The organism is Hyphomicrobiales bacterium (assembly GCA_030688605.1).
Classification (GTDB): Bacteria; Pseudomonadota; Alphaproteobacteria; order Rhizobiales; family NORP267; genus JAUYJB01.
Genome location: JAUYJB010000066.1, coordinates 1 through 14,458, shown reverse-complemented (window position 1 = coordinate 14,458; position 14,458 = coordinate 1). Strand labels below are relative to the sequence as shown.

General features: G+C 62.3%; 12 protein-coding genes. 5 read left to right on the top strand and 7 right to left on the bottom strand.

All coding sequences use genetic code 11. The features are described from left to right. Positions 1-97: 97 nt before the first annotated feature. Positions 98-1,048, top strand: coding sequence for a D-2-hydroxyacid dehydrogenase family protein (locus Q8P46_07605; GenBank protein MDP2620027.1), 951 nt, complete (start codon positions 98-100; stop codon positions 1,046-1,048). A gap of 9 nt (positions 1,049-1,057) precedes the next feature. Here Q8P46_07605 and Q8P46_07600 read toward each other — a convergent pair whose 3' ends face one another. Continuing rightward, positions 1,058-2,425, bottom strand: a complete 1,368-nt coding sequence (locus Q8P46_07600; GenBank protein MDP2620026.1) for a porin — start codon at positions 2,423-2,425, stop codon at positions 1,058-1,060. A gap of 778 nt (positions 2,426-3,203) precedes the next feature. Between Q8P46_07600 and Q8P46_07595 the strand changes: the two genes are divergently transcribed. Then, complete coding sequence (locus Q8P46_07595) at positions 3,204-3,608, top strand: hypothetical protein (protein ID MDP2620025.1); 405 nt, start codon at positions 3,204-3,206, stop codon at positions 3,606-3,608. A 564-nt stretch (positions 3,609-4,172) separates the two neighbouring features. On the opposite strand, the gene Q8P46_07590 is transcribed toward Q8P46_07595, so the two are convergent. After that, positions 4,173-4,562 carry a hypothetical protein gene (locus tag Q8P46_07590; protein MDP2620024.1) on the bottom strand — a complete coding sequence of 130 codons (390 nt, stop codon included), beginning with the start codon at positions 4,560-4,562 and terminating at the stop codon, positions 4,173-4,175. Between the two features lie 325 nt (positions 4,563-4,887). On the opposite strand from Q8P46_07590, the gene Q8P46_07585 reads away from it, so the two are divergent. The 3 genes from Q8P46_07585 (at position 4,888) to Q8P46_07575 (ending at position 10,177) form a co-directional block, all read left to right on the top strand. Beyond that, positions 4,888-6,855 (top strand): acetoacetate--CoA ligase, encoded by a 1,968-nt coding sequence (locus tag Q8P46_07585; GenBank protein ID MDP2620023.1) that lies wholly within the window; start codon positions 4,888-4,890, stop codon positions 6,853-6,855. Between the two features lie 260 nt (positions 6,856-7,115). Next, positions 7,116-8,744: an ATP-binding protein gene (locus Q8P46_07580; protein ID MDP2620022.1), complete on the top strand. Its 1,629-nt coding sequence runs from the start codon at positions 7,116-7,118 to the stop codon at positions 8,742-8,744. Beyond that, positions 8,741-10,177 carry a sigma-54 dependent transcriptional regulator gene (locus Q8P46_07575; GenBank protein ID MDP2620021.1) on the top strand — a complete coding sequence of 479 codons (1,437 nt, stop codon included), beginning with the start codon at positions 8,741-8,743 and terminating at the stop codon, positions 10,175-10,177. The genes Q8P46_07580 and Q8P46_07575 overlap by 4 nt, the downstream gene beginning before the upstream one ends. Positions 10,178-10,222: 45 nt before the next feature. Here Q8P46_07575 and Q8P46_07570 read toward each other — a convergent pair whose 3' ends face one another. From Q8P46_07570 to Q8P46_07550, 5 genes are all read right to left on the bottom strand, one after another. Beyond that, a complete protein-coding gene (locus Q8P46_07570) occupies positions 10,223-10,894 on the bottom strand; it encodes a cytochrome b/b6 domain-containing protein (protein MDP2620020.1) in 672 nt (223 codons plus the stop codon). 31 nt (positions 10,895-10,925) lie between these two features. Next, positions 10,926-12,284: a multiheme c-type cytochrome gene (locus tag Q8P46_07565; protein MDP2620019.1), complete on the bottom strand. Its 1,359-nt coding sequence runs from the start codon at positions 12,282-12,284 to the stop codon at positions 10,926-10,928. A gap of 116 nt (positions 12,285-12,400) precedes the next feature. Next, the gene (locus tag Q8P46_07560; GenBank protein ID MDP2620018.1) at positions 12,401-13,117 is read right to left on the bottom strand and encodes a response regulator; all 717 of its coding nucleotides are present in this window, start codon (positions 13,115-13,117) and stop codon (positions 12,401-12,403) included. Positions 13,118-13,506: 389 nt separating this feature from the next. Continuing rightward, positions 13,507-13,938, bottom strand: a complete 432-nt coding sequence (locus Q8P46_07555; protein MDP2620017.1) for a response regulator — start codon at positions 13,936-13,938, stop codon at positions 13,507-13,509. 82 nt (positions 13,939-14,020) lie between these two features. Further along, positions 14,021-14,284 carry a hypothetical protein gene (locus Q8P46_07550; GenBank protein ID MDP2620016.1) on the bottom strand — a complete coding sequence of 88 codons (264 nt, stop codon included), beginning with the start codon at positions 14,282-14,284 and terminating at the stop codon, positions 14,021-14,023. Positions 14,285-14,458: the final 174 nt, after the last annotated feature.

Below are 14,458 nucleotides of genomic sequence, written 5' to 3'. Positions count from 1 at the left end.
CCTCGGCGGGATAAAGGAGTCTCCCGCCCAATCGGTCGTTTTGTTGGCGGCAGAAGGTCGCAATCCGGGAAATGCAACAGCGCGCTGCGGAGGTCACATGAAAATTGCGGTTCTTGACGACTTTCAGAACGTATCGCGGCAAATCGCCGACTGGTCCGGTCTGCCGGCAAACTGCGCCCTGACGGTGTTCAACGACCATGTTGCCGACGAGGACAAGCTCGTGGAGAGGCTCCAATCCTTCGATATCGTATGCGTCATGCGCGAGCGCACCCCGCTGCCGAAGCGCGTCATCGACCGGCTTCCCGATCTCAAGCTGATCGTCTCGACCGGCCACCGCAACGCCTCGATCGACGTTGCCGCCGCCAACGCGCGCGGCGTCACCGTGTGCAACACCAACACCCCCGGCCGGGCGACGGCGGAGCTCGCCATGGCGCTGTTGCTGGCCCTGTTCCGCAAGCTGCCGGCGCAGATGGAAGAGATGCGCAAGGGCGGCTGGCAGGCGGAGCTCGGCCGCGACCTCGGCGGCGCGACCCTCGGCATCCTCGGCCTCGGCCGGCTCGGCACCCAGGTTGCCAAACACGCCAACTCGTTCGGCATGGAGGTGATCGCCTGGAGCCAGAACCTGACGGCCGAGCGGGCGGCGGAGGCGGGTGCCGGGCTCGTCGCCAAGGAGCAGCTGTTCCGAACCGCCGATGCGGTGACGGTCCACCTCAAGCTCTCCGAGCGGACCATCGGGATCGTCGGCGCCGAGGAGATCGCTCTGATGAAACCCGACGCCTGCCTCGTCAACACGTCGCGGGCGCCGATCGTCGACTATGACGCGCTCGTCGCGGCGCTCAGGGAGGAACGGCTCGCGGGCGCGGCGCTTGACGTCTTCGACATCGAGCCCTTGCCGGCCGACAGCCCGCTGCGCGGCGTGCCGAACCTGCTGCTCACCCCGCATATCGGCTATTCGACGCGCGACACCTACGCCGTCTTCTATCCCGAGACGGTCGAGGCGGTTCTCGCCTTTCTTAGCGGCAAGCCGATCCGCGTCGTCGAGCCTTAGGCTTCGAGGCTATTGCCCGATCTGGCGCTTGGCGTAGATCATGGCGCTGAAGAAGTCGACGCTTTCGCTGTGGTTCGCGGTGCCGACGCCGGGCGGCAGCGGCAGGGCGCGGTAGGTGTATTCCGCCTTGTCGGCGGTGAAACTGACCTCGGTTCCGATGACGAAATTGGGTGCCGGCATATATTCGATGCCGGCCTGGGCGAGGAGCCCGCGCACCCGCCACCTCAGGTTGGTCACATCCGTTTCGGTCTCGTAGACGGAAAGGGACAGGGCGGATTTGAGGTTGGGGTTCCAGACATGCTCGTAGGACACCACCGCCGAGGCGCCGCGCGTGGTGACCACGGAACCGTCGCGATCGGTGATGTAGTCGGTGGCGAAATAGGGAATGCCCAGATAGTCGACGGCGCCATCGGCGATGGCGCCGGAAAGGAGAATCCGGCCACGCTGTTCGCCGAATTCCATGCGGTATTCGATGCCGCCGGTCGCGGCCCAGCCATAGGCGTGGTCGTAGATGTCGGGCGGGACGGCCTTGCAGCAGGCGACCGCGTCGCTGATGCGGTGAACGGCTGCCGCCGCGTGCAGATTTCCCCACTCCCGGGCCACGTCTAGCGCGGCCAGGATGTCGGGCATTTCGACGCGGCCGTAAGTGGCCCAGTCGCCGGCCTCGACGCGGCGCGCCGCATTGTCCTCTAGCGACAGGGTCAAGGCGGCGGTGTCGTGGACGGGCGTCGAATAGGCAAACAGAACCAGCTTCCGGTCCGAGGCATAGCTTGAGCTATAATTGAAACCCGGAACGAAATTGAACACCGAGCCGTGCAGGCCCGCGGTGAAGCCCGCCCACTTGATCCACGCATATTCCAGTCGCGCCGTCTCGGAGTCGGCCTCGATGGTGATCGGCCTGACGGGTCCCGGCGTTACCAGCGTTCGCACTTCGCCGGTTATCTCCGGCAGGAACCTCACCCCGATGTAACTCACCAGCGGGCCGCGCTCCGTCGGCGTGGCCGTCGTCAGGCTTGTCCGGGCGTTGACGCGAAACTGGGTGAGGCTCGGAAACGAGCTCACATCGGCGGTATCGAGGATCACGAACGCCTCGCCGACCGCGTCTCCAGGCACGATCACCGGATTGCGCGTGACCCGGACATCCAACTCGTCCTCGACGAATTCATTGAGATATTCCGTCGCAACGTTGATGCCGACAAAAAAGCAGGTGTCCGAGCCCGGAAATTCGATAAATCCCTTGCCCAAGGCTTCGCAGGAATAGACGGGTTCACGAGGTTCCGCCGCCACGGCCGGCGCGAGAAGGGCTTCGCCGCCGATCCCCGCCAGAAATGTGCTGCCAAGAACCAGAAGAAATCTTCTTACGACTGCCGGAAACATCGGCGTGCGGCCCCCTCGTTACAAACTACTCCGCCAAGCTGCTCCGGCCTTCGTCAGCGGCGCACGCGTGGCTTATCCTGTTGTCCCACGGTGCGCTGGATTCGAGTCGACCGTCCTGTTGCGATCGCCCGCTACGGCCAGTTAGCAGCCTATCTCCTTGCATCTTAGCGCCGCTTTGCAAACGAGGCGAGTCATGCAATCTTCCCGTTTGCGAGGCGCGCGCGGCAAGGCTCCGTGTGCCCCGAATGGGGACGAACACGGTCTTGCCCGGCGCGGAGCCGAATCCATGCTCGCGGGCGTATTGCCGACCGTCGGCGGCCCTTGAAGCACCATCATCGCGCTCTGCACCGGACAACCCAGCCGCCGATACGGTACCCCGTTGCGGCGCGACCCAAAAGCGACTGTATGCCGGTGAACGCAAAGAGCAGCGCGAGTGATGCGACTCTGCCACACATGGATCGAGTTTGAACACGATTACGGCCGAGCCCGGCCGTTGACCGATCGCACCGGCGACCATATGACTCCCGCCTCCTCTTGGCACCTCACCTCACATCGTCAAAGATGTTCGGCAAGTATTAGGTCGGGCGGGTTAACGTTAAACTTCAGCAAAATCGTGAACTGTAGTTAAGGTTAATATTGTTTTGCCAAATATTGATCGAATTTGTATTGACTTCTCACTATTGCAGCGCCAGTTTCGGGGCCAGGAGGACACATTGGGGTGAGGGCGGCGGGTTACCCTTCATGATCCAATGGATCTGATGCAGCATAGGAGGGTAATATGCTTCGTAGTGCAGTATTCGCCGCCGTGGCTGTGGCGGTTTCTTTCTCCACGACAGCCTTCGCGGACAATGTCTCTGAGTCGACCCAGATCGGCGTGCAGGGCGGCGCTTTCTTCAACAGCAACAACGTCACCCAGCGCGGCGTGATCAATATCAACACCAACCAGCAGCTTGGCGTCGTCAACATTGCGACGGCCAATCAGCAGGCGAAGTTGCGTAACCGCAACTTCAACACCCAGATTGGAGTCGTCGCGAACTGGGGCAAGAACGTCAATATCGTGAGTCAAGAATCCAATTTCGTGGATGACTACAACAACTATTCCGAGAATTATCAGGAAGGCTTTATCAACATCTACGACGTGACGCAGATCGAGCATTCTTGGCGCCACCGTCGGCACGACTAACAGAAACGCATCGGCGGGCCGAGACCAGAACAGGACCGCCAAAGACGAACGCTAGCAGGGGGGCGATGCCGCCCCCCTCAGCAGCCCGCCTGGCTTCCAAATCAACTCCCCATCGGCGTGTTTCAAGAATAGGCCCGGCCCGGTTTCGGCCGGGGCGTAGCGTTGAGCGCGGCCATGGCCCAAAATTGCACCATTTCGTTAGATGGCTGAGGCATTTCTTGCGCCCGATCCCGGTTGCCGGCCCGCACGACCTTCCATCGCGATCAACCGCCAAAGCAGCTCATTGACGATCGACCGGCTGGACGAAGCCCGCCGGATCGCCGGCCAGCGTGCGCGCCCAGAACCCGATACCCGATCGGGTCCGGATCTGGCGGCAGGCGGTGCCGTTACAGCTGCTTTAGGGATGGAGAGTTGAGGCGTTGAAGCCGTTCAACGCCTGTGTCGGCAGTGGGGTGCTTGGACCTGGTTCGGGAGCTCCGCGGGCGGCCTGAACGGGACCTCTGACGCGCGGCGCTCGGTCTTGTCCGGAAAATGCCGGCCCTTGCGGGCGGCAGCCTTTCAAGCCTAGCGCAGTCTGCCGATCCTGTTGAAGGACATCGGCGTCATCGAAAGAACGGAGTAGTTGAAACCGTTCTGCGAGTAAGTGAACAGATAGCCTGGGCCCGGCTCGTTGTTGTTGAATTGGGTCACCTGAAACACGTTCGACACGTTGACGATGCCGAGCTGGTTGATGTTGGCGGTGTTCTGTTTTCCCCTCTGGATCACGAGGCTCGTGTTGCCGCGGCCGATTTGTGTCAGCTTGAATTTATTGATGTCGGTCCGCTCCTCGGCAAACGACACGTTGAGCGAACCGATCTGAGTCACCGACGCCTCGATCCTGCTGCCCGCCACAGCCGTGCCGGCCATGATCGGAAACAGCAGGGACGCCGCCGCAATTGTCATTGAACGCTTCATTGCCTGATCCCCCCAGGTGCGGGTCACGCCTGCCCGTGGCAGGGTCCAAAATCGTTAAACTTTAGACCTAGGGAATTCAAGTAAACCTACTGATTAACCACAATAATTACGGTTAACGCGAATCGACATTTTGGGGGGCTATTCGCCTGGGGCCGGGGAGTTTCCGGACGTCCATGGCGGTGCAGGCTCGGCTCGCGTTTAGCGGCAGGAGCGATCGGCGGCCGGATTCGCCGCGATGGGCTTTGGCATCGGCACGACTTGCCGCTAAAAGGCTTTAGTATCGACGCCGCGGCCGACACGGCCGCAACGAGAGGAGCGCCGCAAGATGACGGGCACTCCCGATCCCGGACCGCTTTGGCAGCCGACGCGCCGGCGCGCGGAGGCGAGCGCCATGGCCGCCTTCATCGAGGCGGTGGAGAAGGACTACGGTCTCGCCATCCGCACTTACGACGACCTGCACCGGTTTTCTCTCGGATCGCCGGAGCGGTTCTGGCCGTCGCTCATTCAATTCACCGGTCTCATCGCCGAGACCTGGGGCGATGCCGTCCTTGTCGAGGAAAACGGCATGCCGGGGGCGCGATGGTTTCCAGGCGCCAGGCTCAACTACGCCGAGAACCTGCTTCGGCGTCGAGATGACAGCGATGCGATCGTATTCTGGGGTGAGGATCGGGTTCGTCGCCGGCTGAGCTGGGCGGATCTGCATGCGGCCACGGCCCGCCTTGCCGGTGCGCTGGTTGCGGCGGGCGTCGCGGAAGGCGACCGCGTGGCGGGCTTCCTGCCGAACATGCCCGAGACCATCGTCGCGACGCTGGCAACGGCGAGCATCGGCGCGGTGTGGTCCTCCTGCTCCCCGGATTTCGGCGTCGCCGGCGTGCTTGATCGCTTCGGCCAGATCGAACCCCAGGTACTGTTCGCCGCGGACAGCTATTTCTACAACGGCAAGCGGCACGACCTACTGCCCCGCATCGAGGAGATCGCGAGGCAGATGCCGTCGCTGCAGCGCGTCGTCATTGTACCCTATGGCGGCGAGGAACCCGCGCTTGGGTCGGTGCCCAAGGGCTTGAGCCTGGCGGCGTTCGTCGACGGGTTTGAGGGCGGCGAAATCTCCTTCAGGCGCCTGCCGTTCGATCACCCGCTGTTCATCCTGTATTCGTCAGGCACGACGGGCACCCCGAAGTGCATCGTTCACGGCGCCGGGGGCACCTTGCTGCAACATGTCAAGGAGCATCGGATGCACTGCGACATCCGGTCGGGCGACCGGGTGTTCTACTTCACCACCTGCGGCTGGATGATGTGGAATTGGCTGGTCTCGGCGCTGGCCTCGCAGGCGACGCTGCTTCTCTATGACGGCTCTCCTTTCCATCCGAACGGCAACGTCCTGTTCGACTTTGCCGATGCGGAGCGCATGAGCCTTTTCGGCACGTCGGCCAAATATATCGACGCCGTGGCCAAGGCCGGTCTATGCCCCATGCAAAGCCACGATCTTGCTTCGGTCCGGACCATCACTTCTACCGGATCGCCGCTGGCGCCGGAGAGCTTCGATTTCGTCTACGGCTCGATCAAGCGCGAAGTTCATCTCGCTTCCATCGCCGGCGGGACCGACATCATCGGCTGCTTCGTCCTCGGCAACCCCATGGCCCCGGTGTGGCGCGGCGAGATCCAGTGTCGCGGACTCGGCATGGCGGTCGACGTGTTCGACGAAGACGGCCGGTCCGTGACCGGCGTCAAAGGCGAACTCGTCTGTACCCGGCCGTTTCCGTCGATGCCGGTCCGGTTCTGGAACGATCCGGACGGCAGCCGCTACAGGCAGGCCTATTTCGAACGCTATCCGGGCGTCTGGCATCATGGCGACTATGTGCTGCTGACCGAGCATGGCGGCATGATCATGTACGGCCGGTCCGACGCCACGCTCAATCCCGGCGGGGTGCGCATCGGCACGGCCGAGATCTACCGGCAGGTCGAGCAATTGGACGAAGTATTGGAAAGCATCGCCGTCGGTCAGGACTGGGCCGGCGATGTCCGGATTATCCTGTTCGTCGTCTTGCGGCCAGGGCTGGCATTGGACGACGATCTCACGCGCAAGATCCGCCGCCGCATTCGCGACGGCTGCTCGCCCCGGCACGTCCCGGCCAAGATCGTGCAGGTCGCCGAAATACCCCGCACCAAGAGCGGCAAGATCACCGAACTTGCCGTCCGCGACGTCATCCACGGCCGTCCGGTGAAGAACAAGGAGGCGCTTGCCAATCCAGACGCACTCGATCTTTATCGCGCTCTTCCGGCACTGCGGGACTAGGTCGGTTCCTGGTCATAGGAGACCATTCGATCCCTTATAACCATGAACCGCTCGAGTTGCGTCCGAAACGTATAGATTTGGGCACCGATTCGCCGCTTGGGCGCCGTTTGACACGCATCAATGGCCGGTCTGCGATGAACGGCTAAGTAATTATTCAGTGGGCGGACTCTGGGCCCGCGGGCCGCGACGGGTTTGGCGGTGGTTCACGCTGTTGAACAGTTGTGGCCCTTTCCGGCGCTGGAAGGAAAGTGACGGCACTCATGCGCCCGCAAACCTTGAAGTCGAAGCTCGTGCTTTACCTCACGATTGCGCTCTCGGCCGCGATGATTTTGTTCACCGGGCTGGTCGCCTGGTTCCTATACGAGGAAATCGTCGACAAGGTGTCCGATGACGTCACCCAGCTCTCCGAGGTGATCACCAAGAGCACCCGCTTCGCCATGCTGCAGAACCAGCCCACCTACGTCGACCAGATCATCCACGATGTGGCCAATCAGGAAAAAATCGACCTGGTGAGGATATTCAGCAAAGAGGGAAGGATCATCCATTCGACTTACGCGCCTGAAATCGGCGAAACGGTGGACCGCAACGCCGAGGCCTGCTCGCTCTGCCATCAAAGCGAGCGGCCGCTCGAACAAGTTCCCGAGAGCGAGCGAACCTGGACGTTCACGGGGTCGAACGGCAAGCGGCTCCTCGGCAGCATGGAAGTCATCCGCAACGAGCCGGCTTGCTACAACGCTGCCTGCCATCAGCATCCGAAGGAGAAGACCGTCCTCGGCGTTCTCGACATCGTCTATTCGCTCGACGAGATCGATCAGAGGTTGCGCACCAGCACGCTCGGCGTTGCCGGCTTTTCTCTGGGATTTATCTTGATCGCCGCGCTGGCGGTCGGCATCTTCGTTCACCGCCTAATTTATCTGCCGTTGCGCGACCTCGAAAACGGGGCGCAACGGCTCGCCGCCGGCAATCTGGAGGAGTCGATTCCGGTGCGCAGTTCCGACGAACTCGGCAAGCTTGCCGCTTCGTTCAACACCATGATGGACGCTCTCAGCAAATCGCAGTCTCAGTTGCGCGACTGGGGGCATACGCTGGAGCAGAAAGTCGAGGATCGGACGCAGGAACTGCGTCTCGCGCAAGCGGAGACGATGCGCGGGGAACGGTTGGCTTCGGTCGGGCTGCTGGCCTCGGGCGTCGCGCATGAATTGAACAATCCCCTGACCGGCATCCTGACCTTTTCGCATCTCTTGCGGCAGAAAATGCCGGACGGCAGCGCGGACGCCGAGGACATGGATCTGGTGATCCGGGAAACCAAGAGATGCGCGGCCATCATCAAGCGGCTGCTCGATTTCGCCCGTGAAAAACCACCGGAGAAGAAATTCACCGACCTCAATCAGGTCATCGAGGACACGGTCCGCCTCGTCGAACGGCCGGCGCATCTGCACGATATCGAGATTAGCTTGGACCTCGACCGGACGCTGCCGCAGATCTGGATTGATGCGGATCAGATCAAGCAGGTCATCATGAACATGCTCGTCAACGCCCAGCACGCCATTGAGGAGAAGGGAAGCATTACCGTCCACACCCGCCTTTCGCCGCAGCCGCGGGCGCCCGCGCCGGGTGCCGAACCCGAACCGATGGTGGAAATATCGATCGTCGATACCGGCTGCGGCATTTCGGAACAGAACCTGCAGCGGATCTTCGATCCGTTCTTCACCTCCAAGGCCGTGGGCAAGGGAACCGGATTGGGGCTCTCCGTCAGTCACGGGGTCGTCCAGGCCCATGGCGGGCTGATCGAAGTGGAAAGCAAGGTCGGAGTAGGATCGACGTTCCGCGTTTTTCTGCCGCTGCATACCCCCGCGCCCGAAAACGATACCGGCGGGAGCGTTCGATGAGCGCGCGAATTCTGGTCGTGGACGACGAGGAAATCGTCATCAGGAGCTGTCTGCGCATTCTCGGCGACGGCGAGTACCAGGTCGAGGCCGTGCGGGACGGCCGGGAGGCGCTGCGCAAGATCGAGGAGAATCCTCACGACGTGATGATCCTCGACATCATGATGCCCAACATGGACGGCCTCGAGGTGCTGCGCCGGGTCAAGGAGGCGCATCCCAACGTGGAAGTCATCATGGTCACCGGCCTGTCGGAAATCGACACCGCGGTGCGGGCGATGAAGCTCGGTGCCTTCGATTACCTCTCCAAGCCGTTCGAGCCGGACGAGCTCAAACTTCTGGTGCAGCGCGCGCTGGAGCGGCGGCAGCTCTTGCAGGAGAATCTCAACCTCAGGACCGAGGTCAGCTCGAAATACCGGTTTGAGAATATCATCGGTTCGAGCCCGCAAATGCAGGCCGTCTATCGCCTCATCGCGCAGTGCGCGCCCACCAATTCAACCGTCCTGCTCACCGGGGAAAGCGGAACCGGCAAGGAGGTGGTCGCCCGCGCGATCCACTACAACAGCTTGCGCAAGGACAAGCCGTTCGTTCCGGTGGACTGCAATTCGTTGAGCGAGAACCTCTTGGAAAGCGAGCTGTTCGGCCACGTCAAGGGCGCCTTCACCGGCGCGGTCACCAACAAGAAAGGCATGTTCGAAGTTGCCGGCAGCGGCACGCTGTTTCTCGACGAGATCGGCAATTTCTCCCTGGCGATCCAAGCCAAAATGCTGCGCGTCCTGCAGGAGCGGGAATACAGGGCGGTCGGCGACACCCGGACCCAGACCGCCAATTTCCGGCTGGTCACCGCCACCAACAGGGACCTCAAGGCCATGGTGGCCGCCGGCACCTTCCGTGACGACCTCTTTTATCGGATCAATATTTTCCCGATCCACGTCCCGGCGTTGCGCGAGCGAAAGGACGACATTCCGCCGCTCGCCTACCATTTCCTCAAGGTGTTCAGCGCGGAGTTGGACAAGAGCATCACCCACATTTCCGAAGGCGCCATGAGCGTACTCGTCAATCACCGCTGGCCGGGCAATGTGCGCGAACTCGAAAACACCATGCACCGGGCCGCGATCCTGGCCAGCGGCAACATCATTCGTCAGGCCCAACTGGTCAACATCATCGACCCATCCCAATTGCAGGCCGAGCTCGCGGTGCCGCGCACGGGCGATGAACTCAAGCGCGTCAAGAAGGCGGCGCGCGAGAAGTCGGTTGAAGGGATCGAGAAACAGTTCGTGCTCGAGGCGCTGAAGCGCAATGGGTGGAACGTGACCAGGAGCGCCGAGGACACTGGCATGCAGCGCCCGAATTTCCAGGCGTTGATGAAGAAATACAATATCCGCGTGCGCGACACTGAACACGGCGTCGACGACGCCGAGACCCCCGAAGAATCGTAAATGGCTATCCCCCTGACGGCCGCGGCCGCTCTAGGTGCAATCCGATCAGCTGGAGCGGACATCGCCCGATGGCGCAGCTTCGGGCTCGGCCGCTTCCGACTCCTCCACCTCCTCATAGCCGCTCAGCATCGCCTTGTAATGCGCCGACGCGGTGTGGCCCAAGGCGCCGAGATAGGCGTGGATCGGCACATAGGCGACGAAGAAGATGAAGATCAGAACGTGCACGGTGTCGATGATGCGCACGCCGCCGAAGAAGTCGACCTGGCCGGAGAAGCCCTTCACGTCCCACAACAGGATGCCGGTATAGAACTGGATCGGCACGAGCAGCAGCATGATGATCTGGTAAAGCATGCTCTGCAGCGGATTGAACTTGCGATAGATGCTGATGTGGAACGGATTGGGATCGCCCTTGAAGATGCCGTAGCCGTAGTACTGCATCTGCCGGAAGCTGCCGAGGAAATGCTTCCGTGGGCTCAGCTCCGGGTGATAGACCTTGATCCGGTCGGAAAACAGATAATACAGAAACCACAGGAAGAAATTGGCGATTAGCACGAAGCCGACCCAATTGTGCACGGTGACCGCCAACCTGAATGACATCACGTCGATCAGCCCGACATAACGGATCTGCACCCCGGTGAGAATCATCAGGACGAAGCCGACCGCATTGGTCCAATGCCAGATCCTGACCGGAAGCGGGTGGACGTAGATTGTCTGCATGTGGCCGTTCCTTATCCGCGCTGCCGCGCCGTCATGCCGCCTTGGGACCGTCGCCGCCGGCCGGCCGATCGCCGCCGTCGGTCGGCCGCTGGACCAAGAAGTAGCGTTTGAAGACCCATCCCATGGTCATGTGCCCGATGGGAACGGCAAGGCCGGCGAGGACGGCCATGATCAGCAGAATATCGAGGATCTTGATCCGGGTGCCGCCGATCGCATAGAAGCCGCTCACCGAATCGAGCGAGATCACCGAGCTCAGCACCTCCGGGCTTGCCCCGAAGCGCACGCGTTCGCCGGCCGGTCCGGCGAGCGAGATGGTGACGCTGTCGAAGGCCTCCGATCCCGCGCTATGACAGGTTTGGCAGTCGCTGAGCGCCTGGCTCTTGTCGGCAAGCTGATGGGCCTGCGGACCGGTGCGGACCTCCAGGCGGCCGCGCAGGATGGTCTTGCCGCCGATCCCCTCGCGGTTGAAGGTCTGCAGCAGGTTCCACAGCGTCAGCGCATCGAGCCCCTGGCCATTGGAACGCGCGCTGGCTTCGAGCAGCGGCACACCGATCTGTTCGGTTCCGATCGCCCGGTCTTCACTGTCGACCAGCAGGAGATCGACCTTGCGCTGCGCTGCCGGCGAGTGGCAGGCGGGACAGGACACGACCTCGAAATGCAGGCCCGCATTGGGAAGCCATTTCTGGTGGGCCTCCAGGGCGTCGGAGTGACAGCCGGAACAGGCCGCCTTCGGACCCTCGCCGAGCACGGTGGGTTGCACATCATGGGCGCTGTGACAGCCTGAGCAAATCGGCGCAATACTCTCATCGGAACCGCGCCTGGCCTTTGCATGCATGCTGCCGAGATAGGCGGTGAAGATCTCCCCATGGCAGTTCTTGCAGGGCGTCTGGTCCAGTGTCGCCACCTGGTCCTTGATGACCGCGTGCGGGCTATGGCAGTCCGTGCATATCGGGGCCGTCGGATTGCCGACGCGGACCAGGGCCGCGTGAACGCTCTTTTCCCAGTGTTCGACCATTTCGGCATGGCAGCCCATGCATGCTTCGGTCGACGCGATGGCGTAGCCGCGCGCGCTCTCAATGTCCTTGTCGCTTGGCGGATGGGCGGCAGGATCGATGTCGGCGTGACAGCCGGCGCAACCGATGGCGCCGTGCACGGATTTGGCGAACATGTCGGCAGGCACATGCAGAGGCAGCGTGCTTCCGTCCGCCAACGTCTTCTCCATGCCCTCGGCGCCATGACAGCTGAGACAGAGCTGGTCGTCGTCCGAAAGCGCTTCTTGCGCCGGCGCGGCGGCGGGAAGGAAGACCAGCGCCGCGGTCACGGCCGCAATGACAAAGCCGATGGGTGGAAACGATTGCGAGGATTTGGGCAAGGCTCTGTAGGCCTCCATTTGTGCCCCCAATGGAACCGTCGGTCTCAACATCATCCGGGGGGTCCTTCGACCCCCCGGATGATGTTCGCGTCTGTTGCATTATCTGCGGCCATCCCGGCCGAGTTGTAATTGATCTACCGCAGATATCGCACGCCGACCCCAACCAACGCCCGGCCGCCGATCCAGGCCATCATCGCCAGGCCGATGAACGGGAAGACGACAATATAGGCCAGGGCGATGAACGGGGCGAGCGCGAACAGGGCGGTGTTCTTCAGCGCCAGGCCGATCGTCCGCACCGTTGCCCGCTTGGCCGCCGCCCGCGCCGCCATCACGGCCAGAAGGCCGAGGCCGACGAACGGCAGGGCGATGACATAGGCCAGAGCGATGAAGGGCGCGGCCAGGAACAGGGCGATGTTCTTCAGTGCGCTTTCGGAGACTGCCGCCTCGGCCTGCGGGGCTTCGGCCGCCATCGGCACCGCCACCGCGGCGGCGACCGCGTCGCTGGCGCTGACCTCGATCATCTCGGGAGACAGCGGCTTGTGCAGGAAGCTCGCGACACCTGCGGCCTTGGCGCGGGCTTCGGCAGCCTCGGTACCGTAACCGGTGATGATCACCACCGGGGTCCACGGCTTCTGCGCCTTGACCTTTTCGGCGACCTCAAGCCCGCTCATTCCGGGCATGCGGATGTCGGTATAGACGAGGTCATAATCTTCCTCGTTCAGCTTGCGCAACGCCTCCTCGCCGTTTTCGGCGGTGATGACGGCGTAACCCTTGCCGGAGAGAACCCGGTCGAAGCTCTTGCCGACGACAGGGTCGTCATCGACAACGAGCACTTTGCGTAATGCGGTCATGGTCTGCTCCTGTTATTTCCGGTCTCGTTATCGAGGCCTCTTGTCTGATCTGTCAGCTCGATTATTGATGAGCAAGGGTCGTGCCAAATGCTCTGGCAAACCAAAAAGTGGAGGAATTGCAATTGGTTAGGCTGCCCCACATGGCCAATGAGCGAATTTGACGGGGCTCGCAGACGACGTGAAGTATATTTTTGTTATACGGATGGGTCCGTGGCGCCAAAGGATATTGATTATTTTCAATAGGTTATAGAATTTCTGAGCGGCACGTTTTTGTTATACAGCCGCCGCCCGCGCCGCCGTCACGGCCAGAAGGCCGAGGCCGACGAAGGGCAGGGCGATGACATAGGCGAGGGCGATGAACGGGGCGAGCGCGAACAGGGCGGTGTTCTTCAGGCGGTGCAGGGGCGGCCGGCCGCGTCCGATTTTTCCGCTACCCGATGCAGCGCCCAGCGTTTGCGCGTCGCGGCGCCGTCGGCGACATTGATCACGTCCTGCGGACCCACCGGTTTGGCGAGATAGTCGTACGCCCCGAGGCGCACGGCCTCCTTGGCGCTGTCCACGGTCGGGTAGCCGGTGATGATCACCACCTCGCTCTCCGGCCATTTCTGTTTGATGGTGCGCAGCACCGACAAACCGTCCAGGCCCGGCATGCGCATGTCGAGCAGCACGACGTCGAAGGGCTTTCGCTCCATCGTCTGCAGCGCCTCTTCGCCGTCGCCGGCGGCTTCGACATTGCTGGAGAAGCTTTCCAGCGACCGCAGGTAGCTCCGGCGGACCGCCGTGTCGTCGTCGACGATAAGAATTCTGGTTCTGTCGCTCATCTCGGCCACCTGGGTTTGCAGTCCTTGTCTCGACTTCAGAGGAGCAAGCGCCGTGCCACGGCCTGGCTGCGGCTCTTTTTTGTCATTGTTTGCAGACAGTTAGCTGATCAGACGGCGTGCGGGAACGCGTCGCGCCGCGGGCTGCGGGCGGCCCGAAGTATATTTTTTCGATGCGCCTGTCGGCCCGGTTCGGAAAAAAGCCTTTGTCTTTCGGACTGATGCGCCGCGCGGCCGCCGCATGGCTTTCTTGTGCGCCATTGCGATCGGCCGGCATCGGCGCTATGGGCAGGACCACCGGCGAGCCGCCAAGGCGCAAATGAGCTCCGATCCTGTTAACCTGGATCAAGGCGGCGGCGGGCTCGCAGGCCTAGGCAGGGACCTAGAGCGGTTCATGGTTATAGGGGATCGATTCGATGGGCCAAATCGGTTCATCCGGGCAGGCGTGGGCCGCGACGCGCGATACGGGATATCGGGCGAGCGCCGCAACGAACCCGGTGGGCCGATTTGGCCCACCGAAGGC